The following is a 13,747-nucleotide window of genomic DNA, read 5'->3' as shown; positions in this document are numbered from 1 at the left end:
GGGCGATGAATGGGGTTCGCCGGAATCTACAGCGACTTCCAGAGTGAGTCAAAGTCTTCCTCCCCGCGCGGGCTTGGCGCTGTGACCGGCTTATCGTTCGGTGCGGCGATGGTGTCGTGGGTCTGGTATTCGAACTGGGTGAAGCTGCCGGTCGCGGTGACCTTGCGGGTGAGGAGGGTACGGCGCTCTTCGCCCTGCAGATTGATCTGCACCTTGTTGCCTTCCTGGAACGGCAGGCGCGGGGTGATCAGGGTGGCCGGTCGCGAGATCGCCGAGATTTCCGGCAGCAACAGGGCGCGCAGGTACTGGCTGCCCTGCTCGGTCTTGCGCAGCAGTTGCAGGCCGCACGGCTGGGCGAGCGGCGCGATCAGTTCGATGCCCATCTGGGTGCCGCCGCCACGGACCTGGCGAATCCAGCGCACCACTGCAATGCTCCAGCCCTGGTCCGGGGCGTCCTGGATGCCCAGCAGCTCGCCGGCCTGCAGTTGGCTGGGAATCTCCTTGGGCCAGGTCAGGCAGTAACCGCCCGGACTGTGGTTGACGATGGGCAGGGTGAAGACCGGGTACTCATCGCAGGGCGTCTCGGCGACGGTGGCGCCACTGTCGGTGGGGGTGATAGGTGTGTACTCGATTTCCTCCAGCGACATGCCGGGCTGCCATTCCTTGATCTGCCGCGCGTCGAAGGCGGTGGCCCAGGCGTCCTTCGCCTCGGCCCGGGCCTTGGTGCTGAAGTCCGGGTTCTGGCTGCGCTTGAGCACATCGTTGAAATGCTGGCGACCGGCGAGGAAGTAGTGCAGGGCGCTCATGCCGATGCACACGGTGAGCTGGCCTTGGCCGGTGGTGCGCTGGAAGGTCCGTTCGGCGATGTCGCCCCAGGCGGCGGCGAGGTGTTGCAGCAGATCGACGGAGACGCCTTCGGGCACCTTCAGGCGCGCCTGGTTGCGGTTCTCCGGGAGCAGCAGGAGATATTCCTTGATCAGGTCGACCAAAGGCTGTGGATCGATTCCCACCCCGCCCGGCAGGTCACTGTCCTTGAACAGGGTGCGGTAGCGCGGCGGGCCGTCCACCTGGGGGGCGACGACGAACAGGGTCGAAGGCGAATCGGCGCTCTGCACCCGAATCTGCGAGCTCCAGCCTTCCAGGGCTTCCGCCAGGCGGGCGATGTTGTGCTGGCGCATCTGGTTGCAGCGTGCCGAGCCGAGCATCAGCGCCACCAGGTAGGCCTGCTCGATAGTCAGGCCCTGGGCGTCGCGGGCCAGGCTGTCGCGCACGCTCAGTTTCTGAAGGCCCTGCTGGCGGGCCAGCTGGTACAACTGGTGGAGTTCCAGCCATAGCCCTTCCGGCACCGGGCAATACAACTGCGAGGAACGGATCAGCGGCCCGCACAAGGCACGAATGGCGCGCTGGATGGCGGCCGTCAGCAACGGCGCGCGCTCGCGGGAAACGCGGCTCGCCTCGCGTACGACGATCAGCTTGTAGCCGATGGCCAGGTGGTTCTGCAGGGCCTGGCAGAGGTTGGCGACCTTGCGCGGGCGCTCGTCGAGGACGATGGACTGGTTGAGAAAGTGGCGCTCCAGGTGCTGGCAGACGAACTGGACTTCCGGGCGGAACAGCTCCAGCAGCTGCAGGCGGGTCTCCACGGGCAGCTTCAACTGGTTCAGTTCGATCAGCCCCTGGTAGAGCTGGCGAGCGGTCTCGCCCAGATTGGCCTTGGGCAGGTGGTCCAGCCAGTATTTCAGCTCACGCGCGCTGGCGCCGCAGAAACTCAGGCTCTCGTGTGTCGGGGTGGGGACACGTAGAAACTGCTGGGGACTGTTGTCCATGGTTGGATCGGATTCTCCACATCTGGGCCGTTTAGCGGACCTTTCGGTCGTCACACTCGGCTTTTTCCGAACTCTAGCAGTATCCGTTGCGCATCGCAGCCCATCGCCGGATGGGTGCGCCGATGGGTCACGTGAGCGGTGTTTCGCCCTTGATCTGACGCTGCAAGGCGTCCTTGGCGGAGGCCTGCGCAGTGACGCGCAGCCAGCCGTCGCCCTGCGGAATCACCGCGTGGGCGGCCCATTCGAGCAGGTCCTGGCGGCGGCAGGCACCGGTGTTTCCCTTGCCGGCACCGGCGACCACCTTGTAGACCAACTGGTCCTGGCGCGTGCGCTTGCCGGGATGGTCGTCGATCACCTGGCGCACCGCCCAGGCGTTGCCGCTCAGCGCATTGCTGTAGCACGCGCCGAGGAGGATGTCGTCCGGGCCCAGGCGTTGGGCCTGGGCATGTTCCTGGGCCAGCTGGAGAATCTTCAGCAGGTCGTCGAACTGCACGTCGATGAACGAATCCATCTTGCGTAGCGCGTGGTAGAGATCTTCCGGCGCGGGGCCTGCGGGCAGCTTCGGCGTTTCCGGCAGGCGCGCCAGCGGCGCGGGGTAGCGGCGCCAGGCGAACAGGCCGTTGAAGGCCACGGCCACGGCGAGGATCAGCACCACATTGAGCAGCACTGGGCTGAGCACATAGTGGAAGCCCAGCGCGCTGATCGCCGGCCCGCCGGATACTGCCGCGAGGGCGGTGGCGCCGCCCGGGGGATGGATGCAGCGGGTGTAGTGCATGACCAGGATCGCCGCGCCGACAGCCAGGGCCGGGGTGAAGGCCTGGTCGGGAAAGAGCTTCTGGCAGATCACCCCGACGAAGGCCGACAGCACCTGGCCGCCAAGCACGGCCCAGGGCTGGGACAGCGCGCCATGGGGTACGGCGAACAGCAGCACGGCGCTGGCGCCCATGGAGGCGACGACCCAGATGGCCGCTTCGCTGGGCAGTACCCAGTGGGTGACGGCGTAGATGACGGCGATGCCGCACAGCGCTCCGATTGCGGAGAGCCATTTTTCAAGATGGCTGGTGGCGTTGGCACGCCAGCCCATGAGATGCAGGAAGCGTTTCATGGCAGGGAATTAGCACGATGAGGCAAAAAGCAGTGGCGGGCGGCTCGTTGGCCGCCCGCCTTATGGAAAGCGGGCGTCAGCCCTGGCGCGCGCCACCCAGGCGCTGGCCCATGCGGACCGGGCTGGTGGCCGCGAGGTTCTCGGCCCAGCTGACCTGCTCGGGTCCGAACAGCACGATGGCGGTGGAGCCCAGCTTGAAGCGGCCCAGTTCGGCGCCTTTCTCCAGGTGGATCGGCGCGCGGGCGGCTTCCCCGTAGGAGAAGGTCTTCAGCTCGCGCTTGGGCGGAGTCACCAGGCCGGCCCAGACGGTCTCGATGGAGGCGACGATCATCGCGCCCACCAGCACCACGGCCATCGGTCCACGCTCGGTGTCGAAGATGCACACCACGCGCTCGTTGCGGGCGAAGAGTTCCGGCACCTGCTCGGCGGTGAGCTGGTTCACCGAAAACAGGCGACCCGGCACGTAGACCATCTCGCGCAGGGTGCCGGCCAGCGGCATGTGCACGCGGTGGTAGTCCTTGGGCGACAGGTAGACGGTGGCGAACTCGCCGCCCATGAAGGGCGCGGCGCGCTCGGCGTCGCCGCCCAGCAGTTCCATCAGGCTGTAGCTGTGGCCCTTGGCCTGGAACACGCGGCCGTGCTCGATCGGGCCGAGCTGGCTGATGGCGCCGTCGGCGGGGCTCAGCACGCTGCCTCCACTCTCGTCCAGCGGACGGGCGCCGTCTTTCAGGGCGCGGGTGAAGAAGGCGTTGAAGTGCTCATAGGCGCGCAGGTCCTCGACCTGGGCTTCGCGCATGTCCACCTGGTAGCGGCGGGCGAACCAGGGAATCAGGCGATCCTTGAACCAGGGCGCGCGGCATTCGGCGGCGCAGCCGATCAGGCGCGACAGCAGGTGATGCGGCAGCAGGTACTGGGCGAGGATGAACAGACGATCTTTGAACGACATTCCTTAAACCTCTACAGGGGTGTCGGGGTGGTTGCCCCATTCCGACCAGGAGCCGGCGTAGCCCTTGACCCGCGGATAGCCGAGGGCCTTGGCCACCAGGTAGGTGAAGCCGGAGCGGTGGTGGGTCTGGCAGTGGGTGATCACTTCCTTGTCCGGGGTGATGCCCAGGTTCTTCAGAATCTGCGGCATATCGGTACGGATGCGCAGGGCGCGGGCCGGGTCCATGCCGGCGGTCCATTCGAAATTGACGGCGCCGGGCACGTGCCCGCCCTTGGCGGCGAGGACTTTCTGGCCGCTGTACTCGCTGGGGTTGCGCGCGTCCCAGATGGCCAGGTCGGCAGCGCCCAGGCGGCTTTGCAGGTATTCGCGGGTGGCGGTGGGCTCGTCGTGCAGGGTCAGCGGCAGCGGGCCGCCGACCGGCGCCGGGACCTCCTGACTCAGCGGCAGGCCATCGGCCAGCCAGGCGTGCAGGCCGCCGTCGACGTAGTGGTACTGGTGGTGCCCGATCACGTCCAGCAGCCAGATGAAGCGGCCGGCCCAGCCGCCGCCTTCGTCGTCATAGACCACGTAGACGGCATCGGGGTTGTGGCCCAGCTCGCCGAACAGCGCTTCGAGGTCGGCCTTGGCCGGCAGCAGGCCGGGCGCCGGGGTACCGCCCAGCTGGGTGCGCGCCGGGGCGACGAAGCGGGCGCCGGGGATGTGGCCTTCGGCATAGCGCGCGGCGCTGGTCAGGTCGACCAGGATCAGTTCGGCGGCGTCGAGGCGGCTGGCGAGGTCAGCCGGTTCGATCACCAGGGGCAGAGCGGAGAAGGCGGACATGTCGAGTCTCCCGGTACGGCGGATGGCCCGCCATGATGATGGAGGCGGCGTGAGCTGGCGGCCCTGGGCTGCCCATTGAGGGGCGTTAGTCTAAAGGGGACGCAAGTGTACCGGAAATCCCGGCAATCGCCGCTGCTCAGGAGGCGCCGCGGGACATCTGCCGGACGGCCTGTTCGATGCACTGCGCCGTGCGGCCGAAGGCCTGAGCGTGGAGGTCGCCCAGCGGCTGGCCGTTACGGTCGACCGCCAGCAGCATGACCACCCGGCTGCCGTTGCCCAGCGAGCGCAGCAGCAGGTGTTCGCTGGGCAGCAGCGCCTTCAGAGCGCCGGGCAGCACGGCGGAAAAGTCGGCCATGTTCGCCGGGCTCAGGCGCAGCTGTCCGGGCTGTTGCAGGAGCTTGCGCAGCAGCGGGCTGGCGGCGACTTCCAGCTTGAGCTCGCCGGCCTCCGCCGCGAGCCCGAAGTGCCGGCGCGCCTGCAGCCAGTTGCCACCCTTGTCGGCCAGCAGGATCAGGCCGCGTTGCAGCCCGCAGGCCTGCAGCGCCGATTCGGCGCAGTCGAGCAACTGCAAGGCATTGCCGAACGGGCTGGGTGCCTGCAGCAGGCGCGCGCAATGCTGGCGCCATTGGGCGAGGGTGTCGGGTGCCTTGGCCGGCTCCTCGGGCTTCGGGCCGTTGAGCCAGCGGCGCGCATCCCAGGGCCAGAGCAGGGCTTCGGCCGGGTGCCAGAGCTGCGGCCGGGCGTGCCGGCGGGCACTCTGCGCGGCCAGGCCGTGGACGGTCTGCTGCAGTTCTTCCAGCGGCATTTGCAGGTAGAGGCTGGTCAGGCGTTGCCAACGCAGCATGTGTACGCCACCCCAGGATTGGTGGGCGGCCGTCGCCAGGCTGTTGGCCAGCAGGATGGTGTTGGCCGGGCGGGTCAGCCAGCGTTGCAGTTCCGGGTCGGCATCCAGGCGCTGTTGCTGGCCCAGTGGCTGGGTTTCGGTGTGGGCCACGTGCAGGGCGCGCACCAGCAGGCGCTTGTCATCGCTGAGTAGCGCGTAGCCCTGGGCGACCCAGTCCGGCAGCCGCCAGCGCTCGGCCAGCGCTCGGCACAGCGGCAGCAGGCGGGTGCCGAGCAGCTCCTGCTCGACTTCGCTGCTGCAGCGGCCCAGGCCGTAGACCTGGCGCTGCCAGGTCTCCAGCAATTCCGGTTTAACCGTGGCCAGCGCCCACAACGGCGCCAGGGTGAACAGGCTGCCCCAGTGGATTTCCTGCCAGAGCCGCGCCAGGCGGTTGGCGAACAGGCCGCTGGCCTGCTGCATGGCGTGGCGGCTGATCAGCAGCAACTGGCTCAGTGCGCGGGGCATCTGTGCCTCGGGCAACGCCGGCAGGCGATCGAGCAATTGGGTGACGCGCGCCAGTCCCAGACGATTGAGTGCGACTTCCAGGCTTTCCGCCGGATTGTCCTGGGCGCTCTGGGCGCGGTTGGCCTCGCGCAGGATGGCTAGGGCCAGGGTCGGACAGTCCTGCAGCAGGTCGGAGATCTCGCGGATCGAGCGACGACTGTCGTTCAGCGCCCGGCGAATCTCGTCGCGGTGCTCCTGGGGGACGGGCAGCGGCAGCTCTTCCAGGAGGGAGAGCCATTCCGCGAGACGCTCTGGGGTAGGCACGGGTTTGGGCATGCGTGAGGCGCCGAACTGGTTTTTAGTGTTTTCGGCCTATAGTCTTGCCCGAAATCTCCGATAACAACAGGGAGGCGGGAATCATGCCTCTCATTCTGTTCACAGTTTCAGTCCGGTCCCCATGTCAAAAATCATCGGCATCATCGTCATCCTGGGCAGCGTACTCGGCGGATATCTGCTCTCCGGCGGCAAGATCGCGGCCATCATCCAGCCGTTCGAAGTGCTGATCATCGGCGGTGCGGCCCTGGGCGCCTTCCTCCAGGCGAACCCGGGCAGCACCTTCATGACGGTGCTCAAGAAGGCGCCGAAGATGTTCAGCAACCGCTTCACCCACACCTTCTACCTGGAGGTGCTGGGCATGCTCTACGAGGTGCTCAACAAGAGCCGCCGCGAGGGCATGATGGCGATCGAGGCGGACGTCGAGGATCCGGGCGCCAGCCCGATCTTCAGCAAGTACCCGGCGGTGCTCAAGGACGACCGCATGACCGCCTACATCTGCGATTACCTGCGCATCATGTCCTCCGGCAACATGGCGCCCCATGAGCTGGAAGGCCTGTTCGACATGGAACTGGGCAGCCTCAAGGAAGACCTGGAGCATCCCGCCCACGCGGTAACCCGTGTCGCCGACGGCCTGCCGGGCTTCGGTATCGTCGCCGCGGTGCTCGGCATCGTGATCACCATGGCGCTGCTCGGCCAGGGCAGCCAGGCCGAGATCGGCCACCACGTTGCCGCGGCGCTGGTGGGTACCTTCCTCGGTATTCTCGCCGCCTACGGTTTCGTCGGCCCGCTGTCCAACGCCCTGGAGCATGACGCCAAGGAAGAGCTGAACCTCTACGAAGCCATCAAGGCCTGCCTGGTCGCCTCCGCCTCGGGCATGCCGCCGTCGCTGGCCGTGGAGTTCGGCCGCAAGGTGTTGCTGCCGGCGCATCGTCCCAGCTTTGCGGAGCTGGAGCAGGCTGTGCGCGGTCGCTAAACGATGGATAACAACCAGCCGATCATCGTCAAGCGCGTCAAGCGCTACGCCGCGGGCCACCATGGCGGTTCCTGGAAGATCGCCTTCGCCGACTTCGCCACCGCCATGATGGCGTTCTTCCTGGTGCTCTGGCTGCTGTCCTCGGCCACGCCGGAGCAGAAGAAGGCCATCTCCGGTTACTTCCAGGACCCGATCGGTTTCACCGAGAGCGCCAGTCCCTATGTGATCGACCTGGGCGGCACGCCGACTCCCGCGCCGGACAAGACCCTGAACCCGCAGGTCCAGGCGCAGCCCGAGGCAGACGAGACCCGCGTCAGCCCGGAGGACGAGGCCAAGGTCAACCCCGAGCAGGCGGAGAACATCGCCGAGAAGCTGGAGAAGGAGCGCCTGGAGCTGTTGCTGCAGGAGCTGCAGAACAAGGTCGACGAGAACCCGACGCTCAAGCGCTTCAAGGACCAGATCCTGTTCGAGATCACCCAGGACGGCCTGCGCATCCAGATCGTCGACTCGGACAATCGGCCGATGTTCGACCTGGGCAGCGCGCGCCTGCAGCCGTACTTCGAGGACATCCTGCTGGCGCTGGCCGAGACCATCAAACAGGTGCCGAACAAGATCAGCATCAGCGGCCATACCGATGCCAAGCCGTACGCCGGCAATGGCGAGTTCGGCAACTGGGAGCTCTCCGCCAACCGCGCCAACGCCGCGCGTCGCGCGCTGGAGGCAGGCGGTTATCCGGAAGACCAGATCGCCCGCGTGGTGGGCTATGCGTCGTCGGCGCTGTTCGACCGCGACAAGCCGCTGAACCCGGTGAACCGCCGCATCGACATCATCGTCCTGACCAAGAAGGCCCAGCGCGCCATCGAGGGCCAGGATGGCGGTGCGGGCAAGCCCGCCGATGGCGCCGCCGCTCCTGCAGCTCCAGGCGACGTCCAGCCCAACGCTGCACCCGCGCAGCCGGCAGCCGGGCAGGGTGAGCCGTTGCCGGCGGACCAGTTGAAGCAGAAGCTCAATCTGTTCGACGACGGCGGCACGCTGAAGCTCGACGAGCTGAACAAGCAGCAGTAAGAAACGAAAAGGCCAGCTGAGAAGCTGGCCTTTTTGTGGGTGGCATGCGCGATGAGGTAGGCGGCGCGGGCTTTCGTAGGAGCAACTGTCTTGTCCCGGCTGAATCTGTGCCAGGGCTTTCCCCCTCACCCCAGCCCTCTCCCTCAGGGAGAGGGAGCCAGATCGTGCCGGCTGACAGAGTAGTTTCATCCTGCACCGGACGGTCCCCTCTCCCGCTGGGAGAGGGTTAGGGTGAGGGCCAGCCCGAGCGCAGATGCATCTCGTAGGAGCGGACCTTGTCCGCGATCCGGCCAATAGGCCGGCGATCAGGCCGCAAAAGGATGTCCCGGCTTCGCCGGGATTTCGCGGAGAAGCTCCGCTCCTACAAGGGAGCTCCTACCTAATAGTGCAGGGCGAATAAAGCGGAAGGCTTTATCCGCGAATCAGTACTCGTCTTCCGGCAGACTGGCGAGGATGTGCCGGTAGCTGGCCATCCGCTGTGGCGAGACACGCCCATCTTCCAGCGCCTTGAGCAGCGCGCAGCCCGGCTCGCGGTCGTGCTTGCAGTCGCGGAAGCGGCAGTGGCCGAGCAGGTCGTGGAATTCGATGAAGCCGGCTTCGACATCGTCGCGGCTCACATGGACGAGGCCGAATTCGCGGATGCCGGGGGAGTCGATCAGGTCGCCACCGGCGGGGAAGTGGAACAACCGCGCGGTGGTGGTGGTGTGGGTGCCCTTGCCGGTGACTTCCGAGAGGTCGCCGACGCGGGTGTCGACACCCGGCAGCAGCGCGTTCACCAGCGACGACTTGCCGACCCCGGACTGGCCGACGAACACGCTGACGTGCTCGTTCAGCGCGGCGCGCAGGGAGTCCATCGCCAGGCCGTTGAAGGCCGAGACCTCCAGCAGCGGATAGCCCAGTTCACGGTAGGTGCCCAGCAGGCTGTCGATGAAGGGGGCGTTTTCCTCGTCGATCAGGTCGGCCTTGTTCAGCAGCAGCAGCGGCTTGATGCCGGCATGCTCGGCGGCCACCAGGTAGCGGTCGATCAGATTGGCGTGCGGTTCCGGGCGCGGGGCGAAGACGATCACGATGCGATCGACGTTGGCCGCCACCGGCTTGAGCACGCCGCGCATGTCCGGGCGGCACAGCTCGGAGCTGCGCGGCAGTTGCGCGACGATCACGCCGATGCCCTGGTTGCCGGGGCGCCAGACCACCTGGTCGCCGGTCACCAGCGTCGGCAGGTTGGCGCGCAGGTGGCAGCGGAACACCTGGCCCGCGTGGTCGCCTTCCTGCGCCTCGACTTCCACCTGCACCCCGAAGTGGGCGATCACCTGACCGGTCTGCTCCGGGCCGAGGTCGCCGCCTTCCAGTTCTTCCAGGACGCGCGATTCGCGCTTGGCCGCGCGGGCAGCGCGCTCTTCCTGAACTTTTTCGATCCGCCAGCTCTGCCGGCGGGTGAGGTGACGCTTGGCCATAGGGTATCCACAGGGAAAATCGCCGCGGAGTTTAGCATGCGTATGCCCGCTTCCCGCTAAACTAGAGGGCTGAGCTGAGGAGCCCCATCATGCAGAACCCACAGAACCTGATCTGGATCGACCTGGAAATGACCGGTCTGGACCCGGACAAGGACGTCATCATCGAGATGGCGACCATCGTCACCGACAGCAATCTCAACATCCTCGAGGAAGGCCCGGTGATCGCGGTGCACCAGAGCGAGGCGCTGCTCGCCGGCATGGACGAGTGGAACACCCGCCAGCACGGCCAGTCCGGCCTGACCCAGCGCGTGCGCGAAAGCACCATTTCCGCCGCCGAAGCGGAAGCTGCGACCCTGGCCTTCCTGGAGAAGTGGGTGCCCAAGCGCAGCTCGCCGATCTGCGGCAACAGCATCTGCCAGGACCGCCGCTTCCTCTATCGCCACATGCCGAAGCTGGAAGGCTACTTCCACTACCGCAACCTCGACGTCTCCACCCTCAAGGAACTGGCCGCGCGCTGGGCCCCGCAGGTGCGCGATGGCTTCAAGAAAGGCAACACCCACCTGGCCCTGGACGACATCCGCGAGTCCATCGCCGAACTGCGTTACTACCGCGAGCATTTCATCAAGGTCTGATCTTGTAGGAGCGAGCCTGCTCGCGAACAACTTCCGCTGCGGGGCTGTTCGCGAGCAAGCTCGCTCCTACGAAAAGCCTTCGCGTCAAACGTTGTGCCGGCCCAGCGCCCACTCCACATGTTCGCGCACCAGTTCCGACGGGAACTCCCGTCGCGCCTTCAGCGCTTCGATCACCGGAATCGTGGAGGGGGCGTTGCCCAGTCCCACCGCCAGGTTCCGCAGCCAGCGTTCATAACCGGCACGCCGCAACGGTGAGCCTTCGGTGCGGCTGAGGAATTCTTCCTCCGTCCACAGGAACAGCTCCGCCAGCTCGGCGTTGTCCAGACTGTGGCGCGGTTGGAAATCGCCCTGATCGGTGGCGCGGGCGAAGCGGTTCCACGGGCAGACCATCTGGCAATCGTCGCAGCCGAAAACGCGGTTGCCGATCAGCGGGCGCAAATCTTCCGGGATCGCGCCTTTCAGCTCGATGGTCAGGTAGGAAATGCAGCGCCGCGCGTCCAGCACATAGGGTGCGACGAAGGCCGCCGTCGGGCAGATGTCCAGGCAGGCCGAACAGCGCCCGCAGTGTTCCGTACCGTGTGGCGGGTCGATCGGCAACGGCAGGTCGGTGAACAGCTCGCCGAGGAAGAAGTAGCTGCCGGCCTTGCGGTTGAGCACCAGGGTGTTCTTGCCGATCCAGCCCAGGCCGGACTGCTCGGCGATGGCCTTCTCCAGTACCGGCGCGCTGTCGACGAAGGCGCGGAAGCCGAACGGGCCGATCTTCTGCTGGATGCGTTCGGCCAGCTGCTGCAGGCGCTTGCGGATCAGCTTGTGATAGTCGCGGCCCAGGGCGTAGCGCGAGACGTAGGCCTTCTCCGGGTTGCCCAGTACCTGCGCCATGCGGGTGTCGCCGGGCAGGTAGTCCATGCGCAGCGAGATCACCCGCAGCGTGCCGGGTACCAGTTCGTCCGGCCGCCAGCGCTTGCTGCCGTGGGCGCCCATGTAGTCCATCTCGCCGTGGTAGCCCGCTTCCAGCCAGCGCTGCAGGTGCGCGCCGTGCTCCGCAAGGTCGAGGCCGGCGATGCCGACCTGCTGGAAGCCGAGTTCGCGCCCCCAGTCCTTGATGGAGCGGGCGAGGTCTTCATAGTCGAGCGTCGAATCGTGCATGGGGAGCGGGAAAGCGGAGTCCGGGTAGGTATAATTCTGCCAGACCTTGCCGGCGCCGGCCCGTCCGCGCGCCAGGAGTCCGTTCGAAAACTGCTGCGCGTCGGCATGACGGCGCTAGGAACAGGCTCCAAGGCGACACATTCCGCCGCCCGGAAAAGCGATGACTGCCCATCCCCACGACGATCTGCCCCTGAATCTTTACAGCGCGCAACAGGTGCGCGACCTCGACGCACGCCTGATCGCCGCCGGCACCCCCGGCTTCGAACTGATGCGTCGTGCCGCCCATGCCGCCTGGCGCGCCCTGCGCCGGCGCTGGCCTGATGCGGGTGAAATCACCGTGCTGGCCGGCCATGGCAACAACGCTGGCGACGGCTACCTGATCGCTGCCCTGGCCCTGCGCGCCGGCTGGCGTGTGCGGGTGCTGGCGGTGGGGGATACCTCGCGCCTGTCCGGCGACGCCGCCTCCGCCCATGGCGAGGCGCGTGCGGCGGGTGTGGATATCGAAGGCTGGAGCGATCGCTCCGAGCTGCGCGGCGTGCTGGTCGACGCCTTGCTCGGTACCGGCCTCGGTGGCACGGTGCGCGAGCCCTATGCCTCGGCCATCGCGGCGATCAACGCCAGCGGCCTGCCGGTTCTGGCGGTGGATATCCCCTCCGGCCTCAGTGCGGATACCGGCCAGGTGCTGGGTTGCGCCGTTCGCGCCGATCTGACCGTGACCTTCATCGGTCTCAAGGTGGGGCTGTTTACCGCAAGCGGGCCGGACCAGTGCGGCGAATGGGTATTCGACGGCCTGGACGCCGATCCGGCGCTGATCCCCGATGACTGCGTTGCTCGCCGTCTCGCGCCTGCCTCCTTGCCGCGTCTGGCTGCGCGCCCGAAGGCCGCGCACAAGGGCCTGTTCGGCCATGCGCTGGTGATCGGCGGCGATACCGGCATGGGTGGCGCGGTCCTGCTGGCCGCCGAGAGCGCGCTGCGCTGCGGCGCCGGGCTGGTGTCCCTGGCTACCCGTGCAGCCCATGTGCCCGCCGCCCTGGCCCGTCGCCCGGAGCTGATGGCGCGCGGTGTTTCCTCGTCTGCCGAACTGTTGCGCCTGGCCGAGCGGGCCAGCGTGCTGGTGGTGGGGCCGGGCGTTGGCCGCGAGGCCTGGGGGCGCGTGCTGGTCAGTGCGGCGGCCAGCCTGGAGCGCACTCAGGTCTGGGATGCCGATGCCCTCAATCTGCTGGCGGAGGGCCTGGTTTCGCGCCCGTCCGGCGACTGGGTGATGACCCCGCATCCGGCCGAGGCGGCTCGACTGCTTGGCCTCTCCACCGCCGAAGTCCAGGCCGACCGGCCGAAAGCCGCCCATGTGCTGGCGCAGCGTTACCAGACGGTTGTGGTGCTCAAGGGTGTCGGCAGCCTGGTCGCCGCTCCGGACGGGCGGCTGGCGCTGTGCAGCCACGGCCATCCGGCCATGGCGGGCGCCGGGCTGGGCGATGTGCTCTCCGGCATCCTCGGCGCGCTGCTGGCGCAGGGGCTGCCCGCTTATGATGCGGCCTGCCTGGCCGTCTGGCTCCATGCCTGCGCCGGCGAGTCGCTCGGTCCGCTGGGGCGGGGGCTGGCCGCCACCGATATGATTCCTGCCGTTCGTCAGTTGCTCGAGGAGCTCAGCCCATGCCTGAACTGAATCTGTTCGCCGAAGGCGAAGAGGCCATGTACGACCTTGGCCGCCGTATCGCCGAGGCGACCGGCGGGCGCGGGGTGATCTATCTGCACGGCGACCTGGGGGCCGGCAAGACCACGTTGTCGCGCGGCATCCTGCGGGGGCTGGGCCACGGCGGGGCGGTGAAAAGCCCCACCTTCACCCTGGTCGAGCCCTACGAGATTGGCGACATTCGTGCCTTTCACTTCGACCTGTACCGCCTGGCCGACCCGGAGGAGCTGGAGTTCCTCGGCATCCGCGACTACTTCGAGGGGGATGCCCTGTGCCTGATCGAATGGGCTGAACGGGGCACAGGCATTTTGCCAAAGGCCGACATGGACATTACCATTAGTCCCCATGCGGGCGGTCGCATGCTGCGCCTGAAGCCGCAAGGTATGCGGGGCGAAGCCTGGTGTGCCGCCCTGGCCACGGGAGCATGAGAA

At 67.3% G+C, this 13,747-nt stretch carries 12 protein-coding genes; 5 read left to right on the top strand and 7 right to left on the bottom strand.

Annotated features, from left to right (window positions below):
• Positions 1-26: 26 nt before the first annotated feature.
• The 5 genes from SD196_RS24525 to SD196_RS24505 all read right to left on the bottom strand — a co-directional run bounded on the left by SD196_RS24525 (position 27) and on the right by SD196_RS24505 (position 6,356).
• Positions 27-1,823: a molecular chaperone gene (locus SD196_RS24525; protein ID WP_343576782.1), complete on the bottom strand. Its 1,797-nt coding sequence runs from the start codon at positions 1,821-1,823 to the stop codon at positions 27-29.
• A 127-nt stretch (positions 1,824-1,950) separates the two neighbouring features.
• Positions 1,951-2,928 carry an HPP family protein gene (locus SD196_RS24520; RefSeq protein WP_343576784.1) on the bottom strand — a complete coding sequence of 326 codons (978 nt, stop codon included), beginning with the start codon at positions 2,926-2,928 and terminating at the stop codon, positions 1,951-1,953.
• Positions 2,929-3,004: 76 nt separating this feature from the next.
• A complete protein-coding gene (gene asd, locus SD196_RS24515) occupies positions 3,005-3,874 on the bottom strand; it encodes an archaetidylserine decarboxylase (protein WP_343576787.1) in 870 nt (289 codons plus the stop codon).
• A gap of 3 nt (positions 3,875-3,877) precedes the next feature.
• The gene (gene rhdA / locus SD196_RS24510) at positions 3,878-4,693 is read right to left on the bottom strand and encodes a thiosulfate sulfurtransferase (protein ID WP_275608910.1); all 816 of its coding nucleotides are present in this window, start codon (positions 4,691-4,693) and stop codon (positions 3,878-3,880) included.
• Positions 4,694-4,829: 136 nt separating this feature from the next.
• Positions 4,830-6,356, bottom strand: coding sequence for an HDOD domain-containing protein (locus SD196_RS24505; protein ID WP_343576790.1), 1,527 nt, complete (start codon positions 6,354-6,356; stop codon positions 4,830-4,832).
• A 121-nt stretch (positions 6,357-6,477) separates the two neighbouring features.
• On the opposite strand from SD196_RS24505, the gene motA reads away from it, so the two are divergent.
• Both motA and motB read left to right on the top strand, forming a co-directional pair.
• The gene (gene motA, locus SD196_RS24500) at positions 6,478-7,329 is read left to right on the top strand and encodes a flagellar motor stator protein MotA (RefSeq protein WP_275608908.1); all 852 of its coding nucleotides are present in this window, start codon (positions 6,478-6,480) and stop codon (positions 7,327-7,329) included.
• A gap of 3 nt (positions 7,330-7,332) precedes the next feature.
• Entirely contained in the window at positions 7,333-8,394 is a 1,062-nt protein-coding gene (motB, locus tag SD196_RS24495) for a flagellar motor protein MotB (RefSeq protein ID WP_343576793.1), read from the top strand.
• Between the two features lie 422 nt (positions 8,395-8,816).
• Here motB and rsgA read toward each other — a convergent pair whose 3' ends face one another.
• Positions 8,817-9,848 carry a small ribosomal subunit biogenesis GTPase RsgA gene (gene rsgA, locus SD196_RS24490; RefSeq protein WP_343576796.1) on the bottom strand — a complete coding sequence of 344 codons (1,032 nt, stop codon included), beginning with the start codon at positions 9,846-9,848 and terminating at the stop codon, positions 8,817-8,819.
• A gap of 89 nt (positions 9,849-9,937) precedes the next feature.
• Here rsgA and orn point away from each other — a divergent pair, with 89 nt between their 5' ends.
• Positions 9,938-10,480 carry an oligoribonuclease gene (gene orn, locus SD196_RS24485; RefSeq protein ID WP_343576799.1) on the top strand — a complete coding sequence of 181 codons (543 nt, stop codon included), beginning with the start codon at positions 9,938-9,940 and terminating at the stop codon, positions 10,478-10,480.
• An 84-nt stretch (positions 10,481-10,564) separates the two neighbouring features.
• Here the strand turns inward: orn and queG are convergent, their stop codons facing one another.
• Positions 10,565-11,626 carry a tRNA epoxyqueuosine(34) reductase QueG gene (gene queG, locus SD196_RS24480; RefSeq protein ID WP_343576801.1) on the bottom strand — a complete coding sequence of 354 codons (1,062 nt, stop codon included), beginning with the start codon at positions 11,624-11,626 and terminating at the stop codon, positions 10,565-10,567.
• A gap of 160 nt (positions 11,627-11,786) precedes the next feature.
• On the opposite strand from queG, the gene SD196_RS24475 reads away from it, so the two are divergent.
• Together SD196_RS24475 and tsaE are read left to right on the top strand one after the other, a co-directional pair.
• On the top strand, positions 11,787-13,289 hold the full coding sequence (locus tag SD196_RS24475; RefSeq protein WP_343576803.1) for an NAD(P)H-hydrate dehydratase: 1,503 nt from the start codon (positions 11,787-11,789) through the stop codon (positions 13,287-13,289).
• The gene (gene tsaE / locus SD196_RS24470; protein WP_275608902.1) at positions 13,277-13,744 is read left to right on the top strand and encodes a tRNA (adenosine(37)-N6)-threonylcarbamoyltransferase complex ATPase subunit type 1 TsaE; all 468 of its coding nucleotides are present in this window, start codon (positions 13,277-13,279) and stop codon (positions 13,742-13,744) included. Before SD196_RS24475 ends, tsaE begins: the two co-directional genes overlap by 13 nt.
• The last annotated feature ends 3 nt before the right edge of the window (positions 13,745-13,747 follow it).

The organism is Pseudomonas macauensis, assembly GCF_047902425.1.
Classification (GTDB): domain Bacteria; phylum Pseudomonadota; class Gammaproteobacteria; order Pseudomonadales; family Pseudomonadaceae; genus Pseudomonas.
The sequence above is the reverse complement of the archived record's forward strand: the minus strand, read 5'-3'. Positions and strand labels throughout refer to the sequence as shown.